The organism is Pseudomonas sp. CDFA 610 (genome assembly GCF_021147865.1).
Lineage (GTDB): Bacteria > Pseudomonadota > Gammaproteobacteria > Pseudomonadales > Pseudomonadaceae > Aquipseudomonas > Aquipseudomonas alliivorans.
In genome coordinates, this window is record NZ_JAGTPM010000007.1 from 308,584 (window position 1) to 332,875 (window position 24,292).

Sequence of the window (24,292 nt, forward strand, 5' to 3'; positions counted from 1 at the left end):
GCATTTACTCCCAGTTGCCCAGGTCGGCGCTGTAACCTTCGCCGCCGGGCTGGCCGTCCTGTCCGTAGAAGATCAGGTCGAAGCTGCCATGCTGACCGGGGAAGCGATAGCCGAAGGCATGGCCAAACGGGTCTTTCAGGTCCGAAGGCTTGGCATACGGGCCATTCCAGCCAGCGGCGTTGCCAGGCTTGTCGGTCAACTGCTGCAAGGTCTTGGGCGGCGAGCCGACGTCCAGCGCATAGCTCTCGATCTTCATGCCCAGGCTCGCCAGTTGCGCCTTGCCTGCGCCATATTTGCCCTTGTCGACGTTACCGCCTACCTGGCGTACGACGATGGTCGCCACGATGCCCAGCAGCACGATGACCGCAAGCATTTCCAGCAAGGTGAAGCCGCTTTGTCGGCGTGCAACGGTAAAGCGTGTACGGCTAAGGTTCATCGGGATGGTTTCCTCGTTCATGAATTCAGATATTGCTGGTCAGGCTCATCAGCGGCAGCATGATCGCCAGCATGATCACAGCTACCATGCCTGCCATGACAACCGTGAGCGCCGGGACCAGTGCGGCAAGCATCCGGTCGATGCCACGCTTGGCTTCGACGTCGAAGACATCGGCCACTTTAAGCAGCATGCTGTCCAGTTCGCCGGCCTGTTCGCCGACTTCGATCATTTGCAGGGCCAGATCGGGAAGCAGCGGCTGCGCGCCAAAAGCGCTCGCCAGCGTTCCGCCTCCTTTCACCGACTCGGCAGCCTGCGCCACCTGCGCCTGCAGTGCGCGGTTCGTGCAGACCTGCCGGGCAATCACCAGCGCCTGGAGCAGAGCGACACCGTTGCTCAACAGCGTGCCCAGCGTACGGGTCAATCGCGCGGCCTCGATACGTTGCAACAATGGGCCGATGACCCGGATGCCCAGTACCCGACGATCATGACGCTCACGGCGCTGGGGATCGCGCATGCTGATCACCAGCCCCCAGATCAGCACGATCAGACCGGCGAAAACCGCCAGCCCGTAATCGCCGAGAAATTGTCCCAGGCTCAGGATAACCTCGGTAATCAACGGGATAGGCACCCCGAGATCCTTGAAAATAGGAACGAACTGCGGCACCACGTAGGCCAGCAGCAGGGCCAGCGAACCGAGCACGCCGACGACCAGAAACGCTGGGTAGATCAACGCGTTGATGACTTCGCCGCGCAGCAACTGACTACGCTCCAGGTAATCGCTCAACTGGCGCAGGGTGCTTTCCAGCGCGCCACCGGCCTCACCTGCACGAACCATACTGATATAAAGCGGCGAGAACTGACTGCCCTCTTCTTCCAGCGCAACGGACAATGGCTTGCCAGCCTTGACCTGTTCGCGAATCCGCTCGATCAAGGCTCGGGTCTGAGGTTGGCCGGGCTGTTTGAGCAGAATGCCGAGAGATCGTTCCAGCGGTTGCCCGGCGCCGAGCAAGGTCGCCAGTTGCTGGGTGAAGCTGACCAGCGCGGCACCATTGAGCATACCGCTGCCCAGCGCACGACGCAGGCCGCCGAGACCTGCATTGTCGACCTGCAGGACCATCAGACCGCGCTTTTGCAGGGCGGCGACTGCGGCCTCCTGATCCCTGGCTTCCAGGGTGCCGTTCTGCGGCGCGCCCTGCGCATCCAGCGCGCGGTACTTGAACAGACTCATGAGCCCTCACCCCGTGTGACGCGCAGCACTTCTTCCAGCGAGGTGACGCCGGCCACCGCCTGACGCAGACCTTCTTCATGCAACGTGCGCAAACCACCGCGACGAGCCGCCTCTTCCAGCGTGGACGCATCGGCATGGCGCATCAGCAGACTGCGCAGCTCTTCATTCATCACCAGCAGTTCGGTGATCGCACTACGGCCACGATAGCCGCCGCCCGGCGCATCGGATCGCGGCCGATAAAGGCGGATCGGACGCTCGTCGGTGAACCGCTCAAGGCCATGCTCGGCAATCAGCTCAGGCGGTGCTTCGAAGGCTTCACGGGTTTCCGGGTCAAGGCGACGTACCAGACGCTGCGCCAGAATCCCATTGACGGTTGAAGCGATGAGGTAGCTTTCGACGCCCATATCCAGCAGACGGGTGATACTCGCCGCCGCACTGTTGGTGTGCAGAGTGGAAAGCACCAGGTGACCGGTCAGCGAGGACTGAATGGCGATGCGACAGGTTTCAAGGTCGCGCATCTCACCGATCATGATCACGTCCGGGTCTTGACGCACGATGGAGCGCAGCGCGCCGGCAAAGTCCAACCCGATGGCCGGTTTGACCTGAATTTGATTGATGCCTTCGAGCTGGTATTCCACCGGGTCTTCAACGGTGATGATCTTGCGCTCGGCAGTGTTGAGCCGCGACAGAGCGGTGTAGAGCGTGGTGGTCTTGCCGGACCCGGTGGGGCCGGTGACCAGGAGAATGCCGTGGGGCCGTTCAAGCACGTTGAGAAAATGGTCGAGGCGCTCACCGTCGAACCCCAGGCTGGGAAAATCGAAATCGATGGTCTGGCGATCCAGCAGACGCATCACCACGGATTCGCCAAAGCTGGTCGGCACGGTCGAGACCCGCAGGTCCAGTTCCTTGCCTTGAATACGCAGCATGATCCGCCCGTCCTGCGGCAGACGACGCTCGGCGATGTCCAGCCGGGCCATGATCTTCACGCGGGAAATCACTGCAGCAGACGAACTGGACGGCGGTGCCTCTGCTTCGTGAAGCACACCATCAATGCGATAACGCACCTTGAGCTGGCTTTCGAACGGTTCGATATGAATGTCGGACGCGCGCTGTTCGACGGCGCGCTGCAGAATCAGGTTGACCAGGCGAATGACGGGCGCCTCGGACGCCAGGTCCTTGAGGTGCTCGATGTCCTCCAGCGAGCCACCTTCGTCGTCGAGATTCTCGATCAACGTACCCATCGCCGAACGACCCTGGCCGTAATAACGCTCGATCAGGGTTTCCACTTCGTTACGTGGACCGACGGCCACCTGCACTGGCACGTCGCAGGCATAGGCAATCGCTTCAAACGGATACAGCACGCTGGGGTTGGCGCTCAGCACCTGTACGCCGTCATCGCTCCAGCCGACCGGCACCACCTGATACTGCCGCATGAAGCGTTCGGTCAGCGGGGGCAACGGGTCCAGCATAGGCGGCAGCGCTTCGGCCATCAATAAAGGCGCGTTCAGCAACGCGGCCCAGGCCCGTGCCAGTTCGAACTCGGACACCAGCCCCAGTCGCGTCAACAACCCAAGCAGCTCCGTGCCTTCGGACTCCTGCTGCAAGCGCTGTGCGCGCTCCAGATCCTGAGGCTTGAGGCCTGCATTTTCCGTAAGCCAGGCACACACCTGTCCTGCATCGGGGATCAGTATTCGAGAGGCATCGACGGGAATTGGCTGCATGGGCGAGAACATCTACTACTCGGAGGGACAGGTTCACGACCCTCGCCCGCCTTGAAAAGGCACTGCAAAGGTCGTGGTCAGAAGCATCAAACGGTCAGTTTGACTGTTTCTGAGGCGTTGCGTTCTGTGGACGACCACCTTTTGTGGTTTGAGTCTTCTGCTGCTGCGCCTTTTGCGCCGCTTTTGCATCGGTGGTCTGGGTCATGACGGTCGAATCGGTGGCACCCGAAGTTGCATCGGTATCCGTCGCTTCGGCGGCAAGAACCGCACCGCTCAATGCAAGACCCGCCATTACACCTGCTGCCATGTTGGACAACTTCATAACAATTACTCCACTGGATAAAACATTAAACCCTCCAACAGGAAGGGCCATTAACGATAAAGATCGGAAAGAACACCACGGTGCCACTACTGGAAACGTAAGATAGACCTGAGGGCACCTTAAAAATCTTAAACCCATCGACCAGTAGGTTTAATAAGAGTTCCTGAAGTGTAAGAAAAAAACCACAAAAACAAGAAAAATACGCTTTTGTTTGACATTAACGCCCGAATTTCGACTTAATTGTAACGCTTTGCGAATTCAAAGTGCCATCAATGATAGCTCAGTGATGGCACTCCCCGCAATATAAAACACAATAACTAAAACGTGAAACTTGATTGAAAAAGTCCACGAATCGCACGCTGTAATAATAGCGTCAGTCGCGATTACGGGTCACTGTTGCCTAAAGAAAAGAACACAGCCAGGCGCTGAATAGTGCGCTTGCCTGTGGGAAAACTTTTAATTGAAATGTCGTTGGAGAGCTGTATGAATAAGCGAAAGATGATGGGTGCGCATTCCGCACTGGCCTTGCTGGCGCTGGCAGTATCGCAGGTGCATGCTGCTGACGCTTCGACGCTGCAGGCACGCGAAGCCCGTGCTGAAAAAGCGGCACAGAAGACGCTGGACAAGATGACCCAGGAAGAAAAGCTGGCCTATATCGGCGGTACGGGCGGCTGGGATGTGAAACCCCTTTCCAATTACGGCGTTCCGCAAATTCACGGCGCCGACGGCGGCGTTGGCGTGCGTTACACCAGTGAAGGCAACGCTCAGGGCGTGGTTTATCCGTCCGGCCCTAACCTTGCAGCCACCTGGAACCCGCGTCGCGCCATCGACCTGGGCCGTGCGCTGGGCTATGACACGGCAGTCGGCGGCTATCAGTTCGTCACCGGTCCTGGCGTCAACCTGTACCGCATGCCATACGGCGGCCGTGCGTTCGAATACCTGTCCGGTGAAGACCCGTTCCTCGGCGCCAGCCTGGCACCGGGCGTGATCAACGGCATCCAGTCTCGTGGTGTATGGGCGAACGCCAAGCACTACGCGGCCAATGACCAGGAAAGCAACCGCTTCAACCTCGACCAGATCATGAGCGAGCGTGTACTGCGCGAAATGTCATTGCCTGCGTTCGAATCGGCCTCGAAGAACGGCAACGTCGCGATGATGATGTGCGCGTTCCAGAAAGTGAACGGCGAATTCGCCTGCGAAAACGATCACCTGATCAGCCAGATCCTGAAGAAGGAATGGGGCTACAAAGGCTTCGTGCAGAGCGACTACAACGCAGTGGTTCATGGTCTGGATGCCGCTCAGGCGGGCACCGACCTGGACATGATGGGCTTTCAGATGAACAGCAATGTTCTCAAGCCTTACCTGGACAGCGGTGAGCTGAGCGCTGCGACCATCGACGACAAGGTGCGCCGCATCCTCAAGCAGATCTACCTGTACAAGTTCGACAGCAAGACCCCGTCGACCCTGCATAACATGAACAGCGCAACCAGCAACAAGGTTGCACTGAACGCTGCCCGTGAAGGCATCGTGCTGCTGAAGAACCAGAACGACCTGCTGCCGCTGGACAAGCAGAAAGCCAAGCGCATCGCCGTGGTCGGCAACCTGGCCAAGTACGCCCCACCGACCGGTTTCGGCAGCGCCAATGTCATGGCCAGCCATTACATCAGCGAGCTGAGCGGTCTGCAGCAGATGGCGCCGAACGCCAAGGTCGAATTCATCGACGGCCTGTCGCTGGACCCGACTACCACAACCTGGAGCAGCACAGACCAGGCGGGCAAAGACATCCAGGGCATGAAGGTCGAGTACTTCAGCAATGCCAACTGGTCCGGTGATGCTGCCGTGACCCGTACCGAGCAGCATGTCGATCTGGACTGGGCCAACGACAAGGACCTGCCGTTCGAAAGCAATCTGTCCGGCTCCGACCCGTACACCAGCAAAGGTTCGACCGCAGGCTCGCTCAACGGCGACACCTCGTCGACCTCGATCCGCTACACCGGCAAGATCACACCGACCGAAAGCGGCGATCAGGTCTTCAAGGTCCGTGCTGACGGTGCCGTGCGCCTGTGGGTCAATGGCAAGCTGATCATCGACAACGGTGACGGCAAGCCACTGCCGGGCAACAGCATTCCGCCAACCATCCCGGAATTCGCCAAGATCAACCTGCAGGCGGGTCAGTCCTACGACGTGAAGCTTGAATACTCGCGCCGTGCCGGCTACCTGTCGACCATGGGCGGCCTGGTGGGCGTACAGATGAGCTGGGCGTCACTGAACGCGCCTCAGGATCTGTCGGCCTACGACGCTGTCGTGGTGGCAGTGGGTAACAGCAGCGAATACGAAGGTGAAGGTTTCGACCACAGCTTCGATCTGCCTGAGTACCAGAGCCAGTTGATCCAGAGCATCGCCAAGGTCAACCCGAACACCGTCGTGACCATGTTCGGCGGTACCGGTCTGAAAATGAGCGACTGGATCGAGCAGGTTCCGGTCGCTCTGCACGCGTTCTACCCGGGTCAGAACGGCGGCCAGGCACTGGCTGAAATCCTGTTCGGCAAGGTCAACCCGTCGGGCAAGCTGCCGATCAGTATCGAACGCAACATCGAAGACAACCCGATTTTCGAGACCTTCCCGAAGTTCGACAACCAGAACTCGCTGGCCGAAATGAGCTACAAGGATGACCTGATGCTGGGTTATCGCGGCTACGAGAAGAAAGGCATCAAGCCGCTGTATCCGTTCGGCTATGGCCTGTCGTACACCACCTTCGGCTACAGCAACATCAGCGTGACGCCAGGCGTTGCGGTGGGCAACACGCCGATCAAGGTGTCGTTCGACCTGACCAACACCGGCAAGGTGGGCGGTTCGGAAGTGGCGCAGTTGTACGTCGGTCAGCAGAACCCGAAAGTCGAGCGTCCGATCAAGGAACTCAAAGGCTACAAGAAGGTGTTCCTCAAGCCGGGTGAAAGCAAGCGCGTGACCATCGAACTGAATGATCGCTCGCTGGCCTACTTCGACACCAAGACCAATCAGTGGGTGGTCGACGCCGACACCTTCAACCTGTCTCTGGGTGCTTCGTCGCAGGACATTCGCCTGAACGCCAAGCTGACCAACTCGTTCCGCCAGGAACTCTCGACCACCACCAGCAACCCGCTGCCACGTTCGGCGCTGAACTCGGTGAACGTCGAGAAGCCACCGGTGAAAACCGGCGGCGTGTTCGATCAGACTGTCGAGTAAGCGTTTACGCAGTGACTGACTGAATCAGGGACAGAACAAGGCTCAAGGACGAGCCCTTACTGCTGCATCGACCTGCGCAATGTAGGCATCGAACGTCTCGACCAGGTCCACCCGCTCGGGAAAGCGCAGCCATTGAATCTGCAACCCGTCCATCATCGACAGGATCTGCTGGATCAGCATGTCCAGATCCACATCCGCCCTCACCTCCCCACGCTCCACCAACGCCGTGAACTGCGCCAGCAGGTGCGCGTGTATGCGTGCGTAGCGGGTCTGGAACCATTCATAGGCAGGCTGGTTGTCCAGCAGACTTTCGGCATTGAGAATCGAGAACGCCCGCACCACGCCCGGTGCAGTCGAGTTGGATTGATTGATCGCACGCAGACCGCCCAGCAGACCGGTCAGGCTGTCGTCCGTGCGCACTTCAGCGGCAATGCGCCCGTTGACTTCGTCGCGTCGTTCCAGCACGCCCATGAGCAGAGAAATCTTGCTCGGAAAGTGATGGAGCAATCCGGCAACGGAAATCCCCACGATAGCCGCCACCTTGGCCACGGACGCGCCGGTGTAGCCCTCCAGCGAGAATACCTGCAAGGCGGCATCGAGCAGTTCTTCACGTCTTTTTTCTCCCTTCGGTGCACGTCGTTGCCGAGGTGCCGTGGCAACCGTTTCCCTGGGATCATGCTGGGTCATATCAGGTTCCTTCTTGAACAGCCGCGTACCCTAACCATTCAGGTAAAAGCTGGCAACGGTATTGACCATGAATGGTATTTCACATAGGGACGGACAGCGTGGGACGGCAGTGCCGTTGCAGAATCAGCGCCATCAGCAGCGCAACGCAACTGATACCGAGCGACAGCCATAACAGGCCCCGATCACCCGTCGCCTCCTGAACCCAGGCATAAAACCAGGGCGCGGCAGCGGAAAGCAAAAAACCGGGCGCCAGCAGGCGGCCCTGCAACCGCGCATAGTGATGATGCGCAAAAAGCTCGAACGGCAGACTGGCCCGTAACAGCGTGCCCAGCCCGTTCATCGCGCCGTAACCGAACACAAACAGACACGCCGGCACCACAAGCCCCTGACTGTGCAAAGCCAGGACGAAACACAGCGCCATCCCGGCCGCGACCCAGACGTTCAGGCGCAAGGCCGACAGGTTCTGCCCCATCACGCGATTGATCAGCCGTGCACAGGTCTGGCCGATGCCCCACAGCGCCACCCAGGCCACAGGCACGCCAAAAGATGCCAGCAAGGCCGGCAAATGGGCGGACAACCCCGCTGACATGAAACCGATCAATATCATGCACAGCGCATAACCCGACTGGCGCAGCCAGCTCGCCGTCACTTCCGTATCGGGCATGTCATCGGCGGGCCTGGTAACGGGAGCCGCCGCATCGGGCAGTCCGCTCATCAGCAAACCACCCAGCAGCGCGAAACATCCGTAAACCGCCACCGCGCTGCGCCAGCCGAATGTCTCCAGCAACGCATGACCCAGGGGCCAGAACACGGCTGACGACAGACCGCCCAGCAGGGTGATTTGTACCATCATTGGCCGGGAGCGCGCTCCGATCAGCCCGGCCAGCGCTGCAAACAAAGCGTCGTAAAGCGACAGACGCATGCCGACGCCCAGCACGGCCCAGCCGAGAAACCAGACCGGCACGGTTTCGCACAGCGCCAGCACGCAACACCCCAAAGCCGCCAGCATGCTGCCCAGTTGCAGCACCTGACGAGCCCCCAGGCGCAGGATCAGCCACGAGACGGCTGGCGATACAAACCCCATTATCAGCAGCGCCACCGACAGGCCGGAAAACACCCGCTGCCCGCTCCAGCCCAGATCTGCAGCGATAGCGTTACCGAACGCACCCGGCAGGTAAAACGTGGTGCCCCAGATGATCAACTGTGCCAAGCCCAGCCTGACAACGGCGAACCGGGACAGGTCGGGACCGTGCATGCCAGTCAGACCGTGCGATCAACGGGGAACGTCGAGGCACCATCACCCAGCGCACACTGCATCAGCACGGTGTCCACCCAGCGGCCATGCTTGAACCCCACTGACTCGAACACCCCGACCCGACGGAATCCGAAGCTTTCGTGCAGGCCGATGGACGCGGCGTTTTCGCTGTTGCCGATCACCGCCACCATCTGCCGCCAGCCACCCTGTTCGCAGTGCCAGATCAGATCACCCAGCAGCGCCCTGCCGATCCCCATGCCGCCCATTCCATTACGCACATAAACAGAGTCCTCCACGGTAAAGCGATACGCCGGACGAGGCCGATAAAGCGTGGCATAGCCATAACCCACGACTTCCCCGGCATGCTCGGCCACCCGATACGGCAAGCCGCTCTCAACGACCAGTGCGCGGCGACGCGCCAGTTCTCCAACGCTGGGCGGTTCCAGTTCAAAACTGGAGATGCCATGCAGGACGTGGTCGGCATAAATCGCCTGAATGACAGGCATGTCGTCTTCGCAGGCGTCGCGCAGGTTGAATATCAGGCTCATGGCAGGCTCTTGGAGGGTGTCAGGGAGTGGTTGCAATGATGCGTTCGTCGCCTTCATTAAAAAAGCTATGATTAATCATCCACAGCATAAGAAATACTTTGTCATGCGCCGCCTGAACCTGAATCATCTGCATACTTTCTCACTGGTCATCGCCCATGGCAGTTTTTCCGCCGCAGCCGAGCGGCTTCACCTGACGCAGCCCGCAGTCAGTCTGCAAGTGCGGCAGTTGGAAGATCAACTCAACCTGCGTCTGATCGAGCGCGTGGGCAAACGCTTGAAACCCACCTCGGCGGGCGAGACCCTGCTGCAGCATATTTCACGCATTGATGCGGTGGTCGAGGACGCATTGCTTGACCTGTCCAGCCACGCCGACGGTATTGCCGGACAAGTCGCCATCGGCACCGGCGCCACGGCCTGTATTCATTTACTGCCGCCGTTATTACAGGCATTGCGTCGACGCTTCGCGCGGCTGGATGTGCGGGTCAGCACCGGTAACACCGACGGCATTCTCAAGGCTGTGGAAGAAAACCGGCTGGATCTGGCGCTGGTCACTCTGCCCGCCTCAGGCCGCAGCCTTGATGTTACCCCCCTGCTGGATGACGAATTCGTGGCCATTTTCGCCAGCAGCCATCAGCCCCTCCCCGATGCGATGACACCCGAGCATCTGAGTGAACTGCCACTGGTGGTGTTCGAAGCCGGAAGCAGTACGCGGCTGTTGATCAACGAGTGGTATCTACAGGCCGGGATTCGCGTCAAGCCGGTGATGGAGCTGGGCAGCATCGAAGCGATCAAGGAAATGGTCGCCGCCGGATTGGGCTACAGCATCGTGCCACGCATGTCGGTGGCTGCGGTTCACCATCGCCGCGGCCTGCAGGTGCATGCGCTGAGCCCGCGACTGGGCCGCACTCTGGGTATCGTGCTGCGTCAGGACAAACCGGTCAGCAAGGCACTTCGTCAGGTGCTTGAAGCATTGCAGACCCTCAAAGGGTCATAAATACGGCTCATGATTCCGGGATCTAAACGTTCCTGTTCGATAAAGAGTCGCCGTCCTGCGCGCAATCGTCGGACCGTCACAAACGCTGCCCGGCAGTTGCATCGGCAGCGACTCAAGTTGTACGATGACTGCCGACTTTCCAGAGACTGGAGGGCTGGCCTGCTCGATGAACGCCAGCCAACCCCGAACACCGTAAAGCAACTCGGCAACCCATAAGGAGCGCAAGGCCCTGTACTCGGCGCCCGCCTCCACCTTCAAAACAACAGGAGATACCGATGCCTAACATTCTCGGCCAGAACTTCATCGCTGGCGGCCGCAGCGCTCTGGGCCAAAGCCTGCAAAAAAGTCTGGATGCCACCACGGGCGAAGAACTGCCCTACAGCTTTCATCAGGCCACCGACGGCGAAATCGACGCTGCAGCTCTGGCTGCCAAAAACGCCTTCCCTGAATACCGTCAGCTGAGCCCGGTTCGCCGCGCCGAATTCCTCGACGCCATCGCCGACGAACTGGACCAGTTGGGTGATGACTTCGTCGCCATCGTCTGCCAGGAAACCGCCCTGCCGCAAATGCGCATCCAGGGTGAACGCGGCCGTACCAGCGGCCAGATGCGTCTGTTCGCCAAAGTGCTGCGCCGTGGCGACTTCGTCGGTGCGCGCATCGACCAGGCCCTGCCGGACCGCAAGCCACTGCCGCGCGTTGATCTGCGCCAGTACCGCATCGGCGTCGGCCCGGTTGCCGTGTTCGGTGCCAGCAACTTCCCGCTGGCCTTTTCCACGGCTGGCGGCGACACGGCTGCCGCACTGGCCGCCGGTTGCCCGGTCGTGTTCAAGGCCCACAGCGGCCACATGGCGACGGCTGATCTGGTCGCCAGCGCCATCATCCGTGCGGCTGAAGCCACAGGCATGCCGAAAGGCGTGTTCAACATGATCTTCGGCAACGGCGTGGGCGAAGGTCTGGTCAAGCATCCGGCCATCCAGGCTGTCGGCTTCACCGGATCGCTCAATGGCGGTAACGCCCTGTGCAAAATGGCTGCCGAGCGGCCGCAACCCATTCCGGTCTTCGCCGAGATGTCGAGCATCAACCCGGTCATCCTGCTGCCGGGCGCTCTGACTGCGCGCGGCGAAACCGTTGCCAAGGAGCTCGCAGCGTCCGTGGTGATGGGCGCCGGCCAGTTCTGCACCAACCCTGGCGTAGTCATTGGTCTGCGCTCCCCTGCCTTCTCGTCGTTCCTCGAGCAACTGACCGAGCAGATGGGCAGCCAGGCACCACAGACCATGCTCAACGCAGGCGGTCTGCGCAGCTACAGCAAGGGCGTCGAGCACCTGCTGTCGCATCCGGGTGTCACTCACCTGGCCGGCAAGCCGCAGGAAGGCAAACAGGCTCAGGCACAGCTGTTCAAGGCTGACGTCAGCCTGCTGCTCAATGGCGATCAACTGTTGCAGGAAGAAGTCTTCGGTCCGACCACGCTGGTCATCGAAGTCGCTGACGATGCGCAATTGAAAGAGGCGCTGCTGGCGCTGCGCGGTCAACTGACCGCCACCCTGATCGGTGAACCTGCCGACCTGAGCCAGTACAGCTGGCTGCAACCGCTGCTGGAAGAGAAAGTCGGCCGTATTCTGTACAACGGCTACCCGACCGGTGTTGAAGTGTGCGAAGCCATGGTCCATGGCGGCCCATACCCGGCCACTTCGGATGCACGCGGTACGTCGGTGGGCACACTGGCCATCGACCGTTTCCTGCGTCCGGTCTGCTACCAGAACCTGGCTGACAGCCTGTTGCCGCCTGCCCTGCAGAACGCCAACCCGCTGGGCTTGCGTCGCCTGGTCAACGGCGAGTGGAGTGATCAGCCGATCGCTTGATCGCTGACAGCTCACAGCAATAAAAAGCGGCGCGACCCGAAAGGGTGGCGCCGTTCTTTTTCATGCGGGGTCTGCACCCTGAAAATCACTGATGCAGACCCTTGCGTCGCTCAGCGGATCAGACAGCCTCCGATACGTGAATCTGCACTGGCACAGTGTGCGAGCCGGTCAGGGGCAGCCCGAACAGCAGCACATCCGCACGCTGCTCGCCGAAACGGGCAATGTTCGGCAGGCGGGCCCAAAGGCGCGCACCGATGGCCGTCACAATCTTCTGACTCGGCAGATTGGCCGCCATGATCCAGGCCACCAGATTCTCCAGCCCGACCTGTCTCCCGAGCAACACGGTCGCCTTACCCAGCACCACACCGATGCCGCTGCCATAGTAGTCGCCGCGCACGTAGATCGCGGTCTCGCCGGTCTGGAAACACGCCTGCGTCCCCCAACTGAACCGGTTGATCGACAACCAGCCCAGCACCTCACCCCGCCGTTCATAGACATACACCGGCAGGCCATCGCGCTTGTAGAGGTTGACGTAGAACTTCACCTCTTCGTATGTCATGGGCCGGGTCACGGGAGAATTGGCACCGCTGGCTGCGGTCTCGTTGAAAATACTCATCATTGCCGGCAGATCATCGTCGGTCGATTCACGAATACCGCGTGGCAGGCTTTGCAGTGAGTGCCTGTCGACAAAACTGTTCATCAGTGAACCTCCTTGGAATACACACTGGATTTGAGCTGTCCCCGAGCCCGCGCCAGGCGCGAGCGGATGGTGCCGATCGGGACGGCCAGGTGTCGTGCGGCGTCCTGGTAACTGACGTCGGCATCGACGACCAGATCCAGTACCGCGCGCATATCCACCGACAGTTCCTCAATGGCCGCCAGGGTTCGTCCCAATGTGCGTTGATGATCGCTCAGCATGCTCGGGTCATGACCGTGCTCGAAACTCTCCATTTCGGTATCGGTCAGTTCCATGCGCTGAGGCTGGTTGTAAAACGTTTTGAAGTGGTTCCTGACCAGGTTCGCTGCAATGCCGAACAGCCAGGTTTCAGGTCGTGAGGTGCCCATGAACTTGTGCTGGTTGCGCCAGGCTTCCAGATACGTCATCTGCATCAGGTCATCCACATCGGCCTGATTGAACACTCGTTTGCCAATGAATCCCCTGAGTTTCTTCTCGCTTGTCCTCGCAAGCCCTCCCAGATCCAGCGCAATTACTCCAATGACAGTTCCGTCTCGCTGAATGTCTTTCCCTTCCACGTTTATCTCCTGATACGCAGTTGTGATGCCACCAATGGCCACTAAGGGAGAGCAGCGAACGTACCAACCTTTAAACATTTTCAACCCATTGATAAACAAGGCGTTTATCTCTTCAGAAAACCCGTTTTGTGCCAGATGTGGCATTCCCGACATAAACGCTGTGCCAGTTGTTGCACACCTTTTGGTGGGTCTGCAGTGCAGGAACCAGTTGCCCGCAATCGCCACTCAGGACACACCTGTTCCGAGGCGATAGCGCAGCCCATGAAGATCAATTCCTATATCGACATCCGTCCAGAGCCGGACCTGATCCCGCGCCCGCCGGTGCCTGAAACCAAATCGCTGGTTCCGAAAAATCCATTGCAGGACTCGATGGAAGAAGTGGCGATGAAATTCAGCGAAAGTGTGGAGCGCAACAGCAAGGGGCTCGATGAACGACATGTGCGTGAAAGCACGAGTTCGCAACGGGTCGAGCGGGTCGAAAAACTCGCCGAGCTCTATCGCCTGCTGGACAACACCGACCAACCCAGCCTGGAACAACAGGCCAGGCGTCTGCAGAGTCAGTTGCAGCAGCAGGGTTCGCTCAAGGATGTGCTTGCCCAGGCTGGCGGCGACCCGGCAAGGGCCGACCTGCTTTTGCAACAGGTGGTACGCATGTCCGCCACCGAAGGCAAGGAGGACACTCACGATCAGGCCATGGCGCTGATCGATGAATTGCGCCTGAGCCACGGCGACAAGATCCGTGCGGGCCTCAACACCGCCAGCGCCATCGCCCTGTTCAGCAGCGATCCTCAGGAACGCAGCGCCATGCGCCTGCTGTATTACAAGGCCATCGTCGGCCAGCAACCGTTGGCCAGTCTGCTGGAGTCACTGCTGGAGCGCTTTAACGAGGATCAGTTCGCACGCGGCCTGCGCACCCTGCAACGGGCACTGGCCGATGACATCGCCGCCCTCGCCCCGTCGATACCCGGCGGCGCCCTGCGAGCGATGCTGCGCGGCCTGGGTGCCAGCGGACAGCTGAACAACCTGATCAAGACGTGTCTGGCGCTGTTGCAGCGCCTGGCACACAAGGCGCCCGACAGCAACATGACCCCGCTGGCCATGAGCAAGCGGGTATTGCGCTTCTGCGGCAACGGCTTCTTCGCCCGCGACCTGACGCTGTTGGCCGAGGAAACTATCGGCCGCACGCCCACGCTGCAACCGCTGTTCTTCAACGGCTTGTACCCATTGCTGCAGAACTTGCCGCTGACGCTCTGGAAAGACCTCAAGACCCGACAGAACGGTCTGCGTCTTCTGCAGGGCCTGATGGATGAGATGGCGCGTCACGAGCGCAAGGCGCTGGGCATGGACGATGTCGGGAGAATCTCGGGATGACCGGCATTATTCACCTGCTCAACCGCCTGGCACTGGCGGTCATGGGCCGCACTGAAATCGTCGGCGCAGTCATGGTCATGGCCATCGTCTTCATGATGATTCTGCCCTTGCCGACCTGGCTGGTGGACGTGCTGATCGCACTGAATATCTGTATCTCATCGCTGCTGATCGTACTGGCGATGTACCTGCCACGTCCGCTGGCCTTCTCGACCTTTCCGGCAGTGCTGCTGCTGACCACCATGTTTCGCCTTTCGCTGTCGATTGCAACGACCCGTCTGATTCTGCTGCAACAGGACGCCGGACACATCGTCGAAGCCTTCGGCAGCTTCGTGGTGGGCGGCAACCTGGCGGTCGGTCTGGTGATCTTCCTGATTCTGACCATCGTCAACTTTCTGGTCATCACCAAGGGCTCGGAACGGGTTGCGGAGGTGGCTGCGCGCTTCACGCTGGACGCGATGCCCGGCAAACAGATGTCCATCGACAGCGACCTGCGGGCCAACCTGATCAACGTGCGCGAGGCCCGGCACCGCCGTGAACAGTTGTCCAAGGAAAGCCAGCTGTTTGGCGCCATGGACGGCGCGATGAAATTCGTCAAGGGCGACGCCATTGCCGGTCTGGTCATCGTGTTTATCAACCTGATCGGCGGCTTCTCCATCGGCGTGCTGCAGAACGGTATGGAAGCCGGCGATGCCATGCACCTGTATTCGGTACTGACCATCGGCGACGGTCTGATTGCGCAGATCCCGGCCCTGCTGATCTCGCTGACAGCGGGCATGATCATTACCCGCGTCGCACCCGACAGTCAGACGGCCGACGCCAACATCGGTCATGAAATTGCCGAGCAGCTCACCAGCCAGCCCAAGGCATGGGTCTTTTCGTCCATCGGCATGATGGGTTTCGGGCTGATTCCGGGCATGCCGACTGTGGTTTTCGCCTGTATCGCTCTGCTGTGTCTGTTCAGCGGCCTGATTCAGCTCTGGCGCATACGCCAGAAAGAGCTGCATCAGGACAGCATCGGTGCAGCCAGCAAAGGTGCGCCGGAGCTGAACGGACGCGAGGACATCCGGCGTTTCAATCCGTCACGGGCCTACCTGCTGCAATGCCATTCCAGCCATCAGGGCACGGTAGAGCTCGACAGGCTGATACATGGCATTCGTCAGCGTCGCAACACGCTGGTGCACAACTTTGGCCTGACACTGCCCTCGTTCGACATGGAGTTCGCCGATCATTTCGAGCCCGACGAATTCCGTTTCTGCGTCTACGAAGTGCCATTCATTCGCGCCACCTTCACCACCGCGCGCGTGGCTGTCGATCATCGGGAAATCGATGAAGACGCCGGTGAGCCGGGCCGTGTCGAACGTGATGAGACACGCTGGGTCTGGGTGGACATCGATGATCCGCTGCTCAAAGAGGAGGAGCACGCCGGGGTGTCTTCGCTGGAGCTGATTCTGGAACGCATGAGCCGCGCCTTCCAGGCCACCGGGCCGCAATTCATCGGCCTGCAGGAGAGCAAGGCCATCCTCAGTTGGCTGGAAAGCGAGCAGCCTGAACTGGCGCAGGAACTGCAGCGCACCCTGCCGCTGGCGCGTTTTGCCGCTGTTCTGCAGCGCCTGTCAGCCGAACTGGTGTCCTTGCGTTCGGTCAGGCCGATTGCCGAGACCCTGATCGAGCAAGGCCAGCACGAGCGCGACCTCAATGCTCTGACCGATCACGTGCGCATCGCCCTCAAGGCCCAGATCTGCCACCAGCATTGTGAAGAAAACACGCTGCATACCTGGCTGGTGACGCCGGAAACCGAAGTACTGCTGCGTGACTCGCTGCGCCAGACCCAGAACGAATCCTACTTTGCTCTGGAGCCGGAACTGGGCAACGCGCTGGTCGAGCAACTGCGCGAAGCCTTCCCGCTGCAAGCCAGCCCCAGACCCGTGCTGCTGGTGGCTCAAGACCTGCGCAGCCCTTTGCGCAGCCTGCTGACCGACCAGTTTCACCATGTTCCCGTGCTGTCCTTCGCCGAGCTGATCCCCACGGTTCAGGTCCAGGTGCTGGGGCGGATTGACCTGCAAGAAACCTACGACCTGATGGCCTGACGGAGCACCCATGGAAACCGACAAACTTTACGAATTGCGGGTCCTGACCGGGCTGCATCGCGGCGCAGCATTGCCCCTCAACGGCGAGCAATGGAGCATCGGCTCGTCCAGTGGTGCAGACCTTGCGCTCTATGATCCGGGCATCAAGGACCGGCACTGCATGCTGCGACTGGTCGACGAGACCTGGTCGCTGGCCAGTAGCGAGGGACCGGTGACCGACAGCGAAGGCCACAAGGTCGAGGCGATCAGCCAACTGGAGCCCGGCACGCCGTTCGCCGTCAACGGCGTGTGGCTGTCGGTAATCAGCGCCAACACCGAATGGCCTGTCGAGGATGAAGAAGAAACCCCTCAGGCGGCAGAGGAACCCGAGCCGCAGTCCTCAATGCTCAGCGCCGAGCGCGACGCACAACCGGTCAAGCCCCCCCGCTCACTGCTGGGGCCAATGCTGCTGGTCGCCTCGTTGCTGGTATTCGTGGGCGCGTTGATGTGGCTGCTCAAGCGCGAAGAGCCTGCACCGCCCGCGCCGCAGAAACCATCCCGGGTGGTACTCAAGGACACCACCGAGGTCAAGAACGTACTCCTCAAGATGCTCACCGAGCGCGAACTGCAGAAGCGGGTCACGATTGCGGAAGAACAGGGCAAGCTCTTTCTGCACGGCGACTTTGACGAGGACGATCTGCTGCAGTCCACCTCGCGCATGCTGTTACGTTTCGAACGTCAGTACAACAGCCCGATCCAGGTCCTGAACGCCCTGCCCACCGCAACCGCAGAGCTGCCGTTCACCATCATCCAGATCAGCAATACCCGCTTGGCAAGCATCCTGACCAGTGATGGCCGGCGGCTGTTTCTGGGCGACGAAGTCGATGGTATGCGCTTTGTGGACATCAACGAGCACAAGTTGGTGTTCGAAGGCGAACGTCGTGTCGAGGTGAGCTGGTGATGGACGCAGCGCTGGCACGTCTCGAGTCCTGGCGTCAGGCCCAGAGCGAGCGTTTGTCGCACTGTGCGCCAGTGCAGATCCGCGGCCGGATCGCTGGCGTCAACGGCATTCTGCTCAACAGCTACATGCCCCGGGCGAGAATCGGCGATCTGTGTGAAATCAGCCGTGCCGATGGCAGCGAGGTGATGGCGGAAATCGTCGGCTTCGACCGGCAGCACACGTTACTGGCTGCGCTGGGACCGCTGGACGGCATCGCGATAGGCGCATCGGTCAGACCGCTGTTTCAACCGCACAGTCTGGTGGTGGGCGAGTTTCTTCTGGGCGCGGTCCTCGATGGCTTCGGCCGCTCGCTCAGCGGCGACGGCCCCTCAGCCTTTGCCCTGTCCGGCGCTGTGGGTGCGCAACCGGTGATCCGCGATGCCCCGCCCGCCACCGAGCGCCCCAGAATCGATGCACCGCTGTCCACCGGGCTGCGCTCCATTGACGGCCTGCTGACGCTGGGTGAAGGACAGCGCGTCGGTATCTTCGCCGGTGCCGGGTGCGGCAAGACCACCCTGCTGGCGGAGATGGCGCGTAACACGCCGTGCGAGGCCATCGTGTTCGGCCTGATCGGCGAGCGCGGTCGTGAACTGCGCGAATTCCTCGACCATGAACTGGACGAAGAACTGCGCCAGCGCACCGTGCTGGTGTGTTCTACCTCGGACCGCAGCAGCATGGAGCGCGCCCGGGCAGCGTTCACCGCCACAGCGATTGCCGAAGGCTTTCGCCAGCAGGGCAAATCGACCCTGCTGATCATCGACTCCCTGACCCGTTTCGCCCGGGCGCAACGGGAGATCGGTCTGGCCAGCGGCGAACCGGCCGGACGCGGCGGCCTGCCACCCTCGGTCTACAGCCTGCTGCCACGCCTCGTGGAACGCGCCGGCCGCACCCACGATGCGGCAATCACGGCGCTGTATTCGGTCCTCATCGAGCAGGACTCGATGAACGATCCCATTGCCGACGAGGTGCGCTCGTTGCTCGATGGCCACATCGTGCTCTCGCGCAAGCTGGCCGAGCGCGGCCATTACCCGGCCGTGGACATTCTCACCAGTCTCAGCCGGACCATGAGCAATGTGGTGGGAACCGAACAGGTCCACGGTGCCACACAGGTACGCAGACTGATGGCGGCTTATCAGCAGGTAGAAATGCTGATCAAGCTGGGCGAGTACCAGCCGGGTAACGATCCGCTGACCGATTTTGCCGTGCAGTCCCGTGACCAGATCATGGGCTTTCTTCAGCAGTCGCTGCGTGACCCGGTGTCGCTCGATGAAACCCTGGACCACCTCATACAGGTAACTGCCGATGTCCCACGATGAACATGATTCGCAGGATTCAGCCAACGACGCACAACTCAATGGCCTTGGCGAAACGCTGGACGTTCTGGCGCCCATTCGCCGCCACAGGCTGACCCTGGCCGAACAGGCGTGGCGACGCCAGAGTCAGGTGCTCGACGCCCTGCACGCCCGCCTGGTGAGCATGACCGCCGAGCTTGAGGCGCTGCGTGAGAATCACCGCAACTCTCGCCTCGAACAGCGCGAACGGCATGCCCACCGCGCACTGCCGCTCAGTGAGATGAACGACTGGCTGGCCGCCGAGCGCCAGGCGATCCGGCAGATCGAACGCAGTGAAAAGCAGCTCAGTGACCTGCAGCATGAACACCAACAGCAAAAGCTCTGGGCCGAAGACAGCCAGCGCGAACTGCGCAAACGTCAGCGCGATGTGGAGAAGCTGGACTTCCTCGTCGATCTGGCGCGGGAGGCCTCATGACCGCAAAGCCTGCCCTGCACAAACCGATACCGCCGCGCCCGCCGGAGCCCAAGCCTCGTTCGGCCGGCAATGCCGGCAGTGAGACACCCCAAACAACGACCCGGTTCGAGCGTCGCGAGCATGAACCCAGCGAAACCCGTCACGAAGGTGAACTGTTCGAAGCCATGATGAGTTCGTCGAGCGACATCGGTTTCTGGGGCGGTGGCGACCTGCAACAGACACTGCCCGATCCGTGGCGCGACGGTGAGCGACAAGGCGGACATGCCGGTACGCCGCCCTCGCCCGTGACGCCCTTGTGGGACCCGCTGATCGAGCCTATCGAAGAACACCTCAACGCCGACGACCAGATGCCGATGGAGGCGACCTTCGAACTGCCTGAGCTGGGCAAGGTGGTCGTGCAAGTGGTGCCGCGCGCCGACGGGCTGGACATCGCATTGCGTTTTGCCAAGGACATTGCCCTGCAGCGCTGCCAGGAATATCGCGAGGCCAGTCGGGAATGGCTCAGCCAGCGACTCGGCCGCCGCATCCGCCTCACTCTCGGACAGGCAGACCAGTGACATGAACGCACACGCACTTGATCTACGCGCCGTCAGCAACGCCGAGGCCTGCGCCCGGCAAAGGATCGGCAGCGGCCTGAGTCTGCCGTTCGAACTGGATCAGCAGCAAGGCTGGCTGGACCTGCGCTTGAGCGCGTCACCGAACAAGGCACGCCATGAAAGCCAGCTGGACAGCGCGGCCGGTGCCTTGCGACTGACCGAGGCTGAAGCCCTGCTCGGACTGCTGTCCAGTTGCCCGGCCCTGATGCCGCAAGCCGACCCGGCCAACGATGAACATCACTGGTACTGGCAGTTGTACAACCACTACCTCAGCCCGGAGCTGCAAGACCTGTTCGGCGACCTGCAACCTCTCGATACACCGCCGACGCCGGGGCTGGACTGCCTGCTGCAGGCTCGGATCAACGGCCTGCGGGTCAGCGCACGCCTGTCGGCGGCCCCTGAGACGCTGCTCGACCTGCTCGACCGGGGCCAGTGGCAGGCCGAATCCTTGTCCATGCCGTGGCAATGGCCGATCAGCGTGCCGCTGCTGCTGAGTCATCTGCACCTGAGCCCGTCGCAACTCGCCAGCCTGCGGCCGGGCGATGTGCTGTTGCCTGATCACTCGCTGTTCACACCGGACGGCCAGGGCACGCTGCAACTGGGCGCGTGCCGCTTGAGTCTGGCCCAGACAAACGCCGATGCCCTGTGCTTCACCCTAACCGAACTGGAGCAAATCCCCATGAACGCCACGATCGACCATTTCTCTGCCTCCGACAATCATCCGTTGCATCTGGACGATATTGACGAGCACGACAGCGCCCACGAAGCAGACAGCGCTGAGGCGAACGACAACGATCTGCAGCGCTTCAACGATTTGAGCATGGCGCTGACGGTACGTGCCGGCAACCTCTCGCTGAGCCTGGGGCAATTGCGCTCGCTGGCTGTGGGTTCGGTGCTGACCTTCAACGGCTGCACGCCCGGCCACGCCATGCTGCATCATGGCGAGCGGGTTCTGGCGCACGGCGAACTGGTCGACGTCGAAGGTCGCCTGGGTCTGCAGATCACGCGCATGGAAGCGCTGCGGTGAACCTGCAGGATGCCAATCCACTGACGCTGGCCCTGTTTCTCGGCGCGCTGTCACTGGCGCCCCTGCTGATGATCATCTGCACCGCGTTCCTGAAGATCGCCATGGTGCTGCTGATCACGCGCAACGCCATTGGCGTCCAGCAGGCGCCGCCCAACATGGCCCTGTACGGCATCGCCCTGGCGGCCACGCTGTTCATCATGGCGCCAGTGTTCAGCGAAATGGGTGACCGGGTCAAAAAGCTGCCCGAGCACCTGGACACATTCGCGGCCATGGAAAGCGCCGGCAAGCATGTGGTGGAGCCGTTGCGCACCTTCATGACGCGTAACCTGGACCCCGACATCCAGACCCACCTGCTGGAAAACACCCAGCGCATGTGGCCGAAGGAAATGGCCGACAAGGCCAGCCGCGACGACCTGTTGCTGGTGGTACCCGCCTTTGTGCTGTCCGAGTTGCAGGCCGGTTTCCAGATCGGCTTTCTGATCTACATCCCGTTCATCGTCATCGACCTGATTGTCTCGAACATTCTGCTGGCGCTGGGCATGCAGATGGTTGCCCCGATGACCATTTCGCTGCCGCTGAAAATCCTGCTGTTCGTGCTGGTGGATGGCTGGACGCGCCTGCTCGACGGACTCTTCTACAGCTACATGTGATCGTGCGAGGCACTATGGAAACCCTGACGCTGTTCAAGCAGGCGATGATGCTGGTCGTGGTGCTGTCTGCGCCGCCCCTGATCGTGGCCGTGGTCGTCGGCGTCATCACCTCGCTGCTTCAGGCGGTGATGCAGTTGCAGGATCAGACCCTGCCGTTCGCCATCAAGCTGGTCGCCGTCGGACTGGCGCTGGCGCTGACCGGGCGCTGGATCGGCATCGAGTTGATGCAGTTGGCCTACCTGTCCTTCAGCATGATCAGCCAGACGAGGGCCTGAGATGTTCGAGCCCGCGTTCAAAGAGCTCAGTGAAACGATCATTGCACTGACCATCGGCATGGCGCGTCTCTACCCCTGCCTGTTTCTGATTCCCGCGTTTGCGTTCACCGAACTCAAAGGCATGTTGCGCCACGCCATCGTGCTGGCGCTGGCGCTGATTCCGATGCCGGCAATCCGCATGGGGCTTGCCGGGCATGAACTTGATTGGCTGGACCTCTGCGCCCTGCTGCTCAAGGAAAGCGTGATCGGCCTGTTGCTCGGCCTGTTGCTGGCCATGCCGTTCTGGCTGTTCGAATCGATCGGTTGCCTGTTCGACAACCAGCGCGGCGCGCTGGTCGGCGGGCAAATCAACCCGGCGCTGGGCGACAACACGTCGGAGCTGGGCCACATGCTCAAGCAGGTACTGATCCTGCTGATGATCCTCGGCGGCGGCTATGCCAGCCTGACGCAGATCATGTGGGACAGCTACCTGGTGTGGCCCGCAACCCAGTGGGTGCCGGTGACCGGAGCAGCCGGTTTCGAGGTGTACCTCAAGCTGGTGGCCAGTACTTTCCGCTTCATGGTGCTCTACGCCGCGCCGCTGGTGGGTCTGCTGCTGATGATCGAATTCGGCATGGCGATTCTGAGCCTGTACAGCCCGCAGCTTCAGGTGTCGACCCTGGCAATGCCTGCCAAGAGCCTGGCCGGTCTGTTTTTTCTAGTGCTGTACATGCCCATGCTGACGCTGCTCGGCGAAGGTCGCCTCGCCGATCTGAGCGACCTGCGGCATCTGCTGCCGCTGATGCTGCACACCCCCTGAAGCCCTGCCTGCCGGACCTTGAGCCATGAGCGAAAAAACCGAAGAACCCACCCAGAAAAAGCTCGACGACGCGCGCAAGAAGGGTCAGGTCGGGCAAAGTCAGGATGTGCCCAAACTGTTCATTTTTGCCGCGCTGATGGAGATGATTCTGGGCCTGGTGGACGGCGGCATGTCGCGCCTCAAGGCCTTGATCGCCCTGCCCTTGACCGAACTGGACAGGCCGTTCAACGCGGCGCTTGGCGAAGTGCTGACCAAGGCGGGCTGGGAGCTGTTGCTGTTCATGTTGCCCGTGCTAGGGATTGCCGCCGCAATGCGGCTGGCGGGTGGCTGGGTGCAGTTCGGTCCGCTGTTCGCGACCGACTCCCTGAAGCTGGATTTCGAGCGCCTGAATCCGATCAACCAGTTCAAGCAGATGTTTTCTTCACGGCAGTTGTTCAACCTGTTCAACAGCCTGTGCAAGGCGGTCATGATCACCTGCGTGCTCTACGTACTGCTGCCTCCGGCGCTGGGTGACCTGATCGGTCTGGCGCGCACCGACCTGGACAGTTACTGGATGGCGCTGGTCGAGCTGTTCACTCACCTGTCACGAACCTGCCTGGGGTTGCTGCTGGTGCTGGCAGCGCTGGACTTTGCGCTGCAGAAATACTTTTTCGTCAAAGGCCAGCGAATGAGCCACGAGGACATCCGCAAGGAATACAAGGAGTCCGAAGGCGACCCGCACATGAAGTCCCATCGCAAGGCGCTGGCCCGGGAAATCACCGACCAGCCCGGCAGTGCAGCACCGGCCAGGGCACCGGTAGAGGACGCCGACATGTTGCTGGTCAACCCGACGCATTTTGCCGTGGCCCTGTTCTATCGTCCGGATCAGACGCCGCTGCCGCGCATCATCTGCAAGGGCCGCGATGCCGAAGCCCGGGAGCTGATCGAGCGCGCCCGCGAGGCAGGTGTGCCGGTGGTGCGTTTTGTCTGGCTGGCGCGAACGCTGTACCGCGAGAACGTCGGCCAGTTCATCCCGCGCGCCACCCTGCAGGCAGTGGCCCAGGTGTATCGTCTGCTGCGGGAAATGGACGAGCAACTCAAGGGCGATGTGATAGAAATGCCGCATTACTGAGGACGCGGAACCAGTTCGGCGCGCACTCCACTCAGGGCAAAGGAATCCTTCCTTTTACAGCCCGGACATCCATCGCGAGGTTGTCCTGGCCAGCCATGACA

The 24,292-nt window shown here is 61.0% G+C and carries 23 protein-coding genes; 14 read left to right on the top strand and 9 right to left on the bottom strand.

Going from position 1 to position 24,292, the window contains the following annotated elements; genetic code table 11:
- Positions 1-4 precede the first annotated feature (4 nt).
- The 4 genes from gspG to KDX39_RS15300 form a co-directional block, all read right to left on the bottom strand.
- Entirely contained in the window at positions 5-436 is a 432-nt protein-coding gene (gene gspG, locus KDX39_RS15285; RefSeq protein ID WP_099228044.1) for a type II secretion system major pseudopilin GspG, read from the bottom strand.
- Positions 437-461: 25 nt separating this feature from the next.
- Positions 462-1,664 carry a type II secretion system inner membrane protein GspF gene (gene gspF, locus KDX39_RS15290; RefSeq protein ID WP_231660944.1) on the bottom strand — a complete coding sequence of 401 codons (1,203 nt, stop codon included), beginning with the start codon at positions 1,662-1,664 and terminating at the stop codon, positions 462-464.
- A complete protein-coding gene (gene gspE, locus KDX39_RS15295; RefSeq protein WP_231660945.1) occupies positions 1,661-3,385 on the bottom strand; it encodes a type II secretion system ATPase GspE in 1,725 nt (574 codons plus the stop codon). The genes gspF and gspE overlap by 4 nt, the downstream gene beginning before the upstream one ends.
- Before the next feature lie 94 nt (positions 3,386-3,479).
- Positions 3,480-3,707 (bottom strand): hypothetical protein, encoded by a 228-nt coding sequence (locus KDX39_RS15300; protein ID WP_231660946.1) that lies wholly within the window; start codon positions 3,705-3,707, stop codon positions 3,480-3,482.
- Between the two features lie 483 nt (positions 3,708-4,190).
- On the opposite strand from KDX39_RS15300, the gene KDX39_RS15305 reads away from it, so the two are divergent.
- Positions 4,191-6,932 (top strand): beta-glucosidase, encoded by a 2,742-nt coding sequence (locus KDX39_RS15305; RefSeq protein WP_231660947.1) that lies wholly within the window; start codon positions 4,191-4,193, stop codon positions 6,930-6,932.
- Between the two features lie 42 nt (positions 6,933-6,974).
- Here the strand turns inward: KDX39_RS15305 and KDX39_RS15310 are convergent, their stop codons facing one another.
- The 3 genes from KDX39_RS15310 to KDX39_RS15320 form a co-directional block, all read right to left on the bottom strand.
- Positions 6,975-7,619 (bottom strand): TetR/AcrR family transcriptional regulator, encoded by a 645-nt coding sequence (locus KDX39_RS15310; protein ID WP_099227949.1) that lies wholly within the window; start codon positions 7,617-7,619, stop codon positions 6,975-6,977.
- A gap of 79 nt (positions 7,620-7,698) precedes the next feature.
- Positions 7,699-8,874 (bottom strand): MFS transporter, encoded by a 1,176-nt coding sequence (locus KDX39_RS15315; RefSeq protein ID WP_231660948.1) that lies wholly within the window; start codon positions 8,872-8,874, stop codon positions 7,699-7,701.
- A gap of 5 nt (positions 8,875-8,879) precedes the next feature.
- Positions 8,880-9,422 carry a GNAT family N-acetyltransferase gene (locus KDX39_RS15320; RefSeq protein ID WP_231660949.1) on the bottom strand — a complete coding sequence of 181 codons (543 nt, stop codon included), beginning with the start codon at positions 9,420-9,422 and terminating at the stop codon, positions 8,880-8,882.
- Positions 9,423-9,525: 103 nt separating this feature from the next.
- Between KDX39_RS15320 and KDX39_RS15325 the strand changes: the two genes are divergently transcribed.
- Positions 9,526-10,416, top strand: coding sequence for a LysR family transcriptional regulator (locus KDX39_RS15325; RefSeq protein WP_231660950.1), 891 nt, complete (start codon positions 9,526-9,528; stop codon positions 10,414-10,416).
- Between the two features lie 275 nt (positions 10,417-10,691).
- Entirely contained in the window at positions 10,692-12,275 is a 1,584-nt protein-coding gene (locus tag KDX39_RS15330; protein WP_099227952.1) for an aldehyde dehydrogenase (NADP(+)), read from the top strand.
- Positions 12,276-12,393: 118 nt separating this feature from the next.
- Here the strand turns inward: KDX39_RS15330 and KDX39_RS15335 are convergent, their stop codons facing one another.
- Both KDX39_RS15335 and KDX39_RS15340 read right to left on the bottom strand, forming a co-directional pair.
- Positions 12,394-12,975 (bottom strand): GNAT family N-acetyltransferase, encoded by a 582-nt coding sequence (locus KDX39_RS15335; protein ID WP_231660951.1) that lies wholly within the window; start codon positions 12,973-12,975, stop codon positions 12,394-12,396.
- Positions 12,975-13,529 (bottom strand): RNA polymerase sigma factor, encoded by a 555-nt coding sequence (locus KDX39_RS15340; RefSeq protein WP_029242882.1) that lies wholly within the window; start codon positions 13,527-13,529, stop codon positions 12,975-12,977. Before KDX39_RS15340 ends, KDX39_RS15335 begins: the two co-directional genes overlap by 1 nt.
- 261 nt (positions 13,530-13,790) lie before the next feature.
- Here KDX39_RS15340 and sctW point away from each other — a divergent pair, with 261 nt between their 5' ends.
- The 11 genes from sctW to sctU are packed head-to-tail and all read left to right on the top strand — an operon-like array spanning position 13,791 to position 24,191.
- On the top strand, positions 13,791-14,900 hold the full coding sequence (gene sctW / locus KDX39_RS15345) for a type III secretion system gatekeeper subunit SctW (RefSeq protein WP_231660952.1): 1,110 nt from the start codon (positions 13,791-13,793) through the stop codon (positions 14,898-14,900).
- Positions 14,897-16,987 (top strand): type III secretion system export apparatus subunit SctV, encoded by a 2,091-nt coding sequence (sctV, locus tag KDX39_RS15350; protein WP_210075327.1) that lies wholly within the window; start codon positions 14,897-14,899, stop codon positions 16,985-16,987. Before sctW ends, sctV begins: the two co-directional genes overlap by 4 nt.
- Before the next feature lie 10 nt (positions 16,988-16,997).
- Positions 16,998-17,927 carry an FHA domain-containing protein gene (locus KDX39_RS15355; protein ID WP_231660953.1) on the top strand — a complete coding sequence of 310 codons (930 nt, stop codon included), beginning with the start codon at positions 16,998-17,000 and terminating at the stop codon, positions 17,925-17,927.
- Positions 17,927-19,282, top strand: a complete 1,356-nt coding sequence (locus KDX39_RS15360) for a FliI/YscN family ATPase (protein WP_184323355.1) — start codon at positions 17,927-17,929, stop codon at positions 19,280-19,282. The genes KDX39_RS15355 and KDX39_RS15360 overlap by 1 nt, the downstream gene beginning before the upstream one ends.
- Positions 19,269-19,733 carry a type III secretion protein gene (locus tag KDX39_RS15365; RefSeq protein ID WP_210075330.1) on the top strand — a complete coding sequence of 155 codons (465 nt, stop codon included), beginning with the start codon at positions 19,269-19,271 and terminating at the stop codon, positions 19,731-19,733. Before KDX39_RS15360 ends, KDX39_RS15365 begins: the two co-directional genes overlap by 14 nt.
- Positions 19,730-20,290, top strand: a complete 561-nt coding sequence (locus KDX39_RS15370) for a type III secretion system HrpP C-terminal domain-containing protein (protein ID WP_231660954.1) — start codon at positions 19,730-19,732, stop codon at positions 20,288-20,290. The genes KDX39_RS15365 and KDX39_RS15370 overlap by 4 nt, the downstream gene beginning before the upstream one ends.
- Position 20,291: 1 nt before the next feature.
- Complete coding sequence (locus KDX39_RS15375) at positions 20,292-21,356, top strand: FliM/FliN family flagellar motor switch protein (RefSeq protein WP_210041785.1); 1,065 nt, start codon at positions 20,292-20,294, stop codon at positions 21,354-21,356.
- Complete coding sequence (gene sctR, locus KDX39_RS15380; RefSeq protein ID WP_004885168.1) at positions 21,353-22,006, top strand: type III secretion system export apparatus subunit SctR; 654 nt, start codon at positions 21,353-21,355, stop codon at positions 22,004-22,006. The genes KDX39_RS15375 and sctR overlap by 4 nt, the downstream gene beginning before the upstream one ends.
- A gap of 14 nt (positions 22,007-22,020) precedes the next feature.
- Positions 22,021-22,281, top strand: coding sequence for a type III secretion system export apparatus subunit SctS (gene sctS, locus KDX39_RS15385; protein WP_004885167.1), 261 nt, complete (start codon positions 22,021-22,023; stop codon positions 22,279-22,281).
- Between the two features lies 1 nt (position 22,282).
- Positions 22,283-23,080 (top strand): type III secretion system export apparatus subunit SctT, encoded by a 798-nt coding sequence (gene sctT, locus KDX39_RS15390; RefSeq protein ID WP_210070926.1) that lies wholly within the window; start codon positions 22,283-22,285, stop codon positions 23,078-23,080.
- 25 nt (positions 23,081-23,105) lie between these two features.
- Positions 23,106-24,191 (top strand): type III secretion system export apparatus subunit SctU, encoded by a 1,086-nt coding sequence (gene sctU / locus KDX39_RS15395; RefSeq protein ID WP_099227962.1) that lies wholly within the window; start codon positions 23,106-23,108, stop codon positions 24,189-24,191.
- The last annotated feature ends 101 nt before the right edge of the window (positions 24,192-24,292 follow it).

Coding starts and splice junctions, on each gene's coding strand:
- gspG (WP_099228044.1), bottom strand. CDS start 436: ATGAACCTTAGCCGTACACGCTTTACCGTTGCACGCCGACAAAGCGGC.
- gspF (WP_231660944.1), bottom strand. CDS start 1,664: ATGAGTCTGTTCAAGTACCGCGCGCTGGATGCGCAGGGCGCGCCGCAG.
- gspE (WP_231660945.1), bottom strand. CDS start 3,385: ATGCAGCCAATTCCCGTCGATGCCTCTCGAATACTGATCCCCGATGCA.
- KDX39_RS15300 (WP_231660946.1), bottom strand. CDS start 3,707: ATGAAGTTGTCCAACATGGCAGCAGGTGTAATGGCGGGTCTTGCATTG.
- KDX39_RS15305 (WP_231660947.1), top strand. CDS start 4,191: ATGAATAAGCGAAAGATGATGGGTGCGCATTCCGCACTGGCCTTGCTG.
- KDX39_RS15310 (WP_099227949.1), bottom strand. CDS start 7,619: ATGACCCAGCATGATCCCAGGGAAACGGTTGCCACGGCACCTCGGCAA.
- KDX39_RS15315 (WP_231660948.1), bottom strand. CDS start 8,874: ATGCACGGTCCCGACCTGTCCCGGTTCGCCGTTGTCAGGCTGGGCTTG.
- KDX39_RS15320 (WP_231660949.1), bottom strand. CDS start 9,422: ATGAGCCTGATATTCAACCTGCGCGACGCCTGCGAAGACGACATGCCT.
- KDX39_RS15325 (WP_231660950.1), top strand. CDS start 9,526: ATGCGCCGCCTGAACCTGAATCATCTGCATACTTTCTCACTGGTCATC.
- KDX39_RS15330 (WP_099227952.1), top strand. CDS start 10,692: ATGCCTAACATTCTCGGCCAGAACTTCATCGCTGGCGGCCGCAGCGCT.
- KDX39_RS15335 (WP_231660951.1), bottom strand. CDS start 12,975: ATGAACAGTTTTGTCGACAGGCACTCACTGCAAAGCCTGCCACGCGGT.
- sctW (WP_231660952.1), top strand. CDS start 13,791: ATGAAGATCAATTCCTATATCGACATCCGTCCAGAGCCGGACCTGATC.
- sctV (WP_210075327.1), top strand. CDS start 14,897: ATGACCGGCATTATTCACCTGCTCAACCGCCTGGCACTGGCGGTCATG.
- KDX39_RS15355 (WP_231660953.1), top strand. CDS start 16,998: ATGGAAACCGACAAACTTTACGAATTGCGGGTCCTGACCGGGCTGCAT.
- KDX39_RS15360 (WP_184323355.1), top strand. CDS start 17,927: ATGGACGCAGCGCTGGCACGTCTCGAGTCCTGGCGTCAGGCCCAGAGC.
- KDX39_RS15365 (WP_210075330.1), top strand. CDS start 19,269: ATGTCCCACGATGAACATGATTCGCAGGATTCAGCCAACGACGCACAA.
- KDX39_RS15370 (WP_231660954.1), top strand. CDS start 19,730: ATGACCGCAAAGCCTGCCCTGCACAAACCGATACCGCCGCGCCCGCCG.
- KDX39_RS15375 (WP_210041785.1), top strand. CDS start 20,292: ATGAACGCACACGCACTTGATCTACGCGCCGTCAGCAACGCCGAGGCC.
- sctS (WP_004885167.1), top strand. CDS start 22,021: ATGGAAACCCTGACGCTGTTCAAGCAGGCGATGATGCTGGTCGTGGTG.
- sctT (WP_210070926.1), top strand. CDS start 22,283: ATGTTCGAGCCCGCGTTCAAAGAGCTCAGTGAAACGATCATTGCACTG.
- sctU (WP_099227962.1), top strand. CDS start 23,106: ATGAGCGAAAAAACCGAAGAACCCACCCAGAAAAAGCTCGACGACGCG.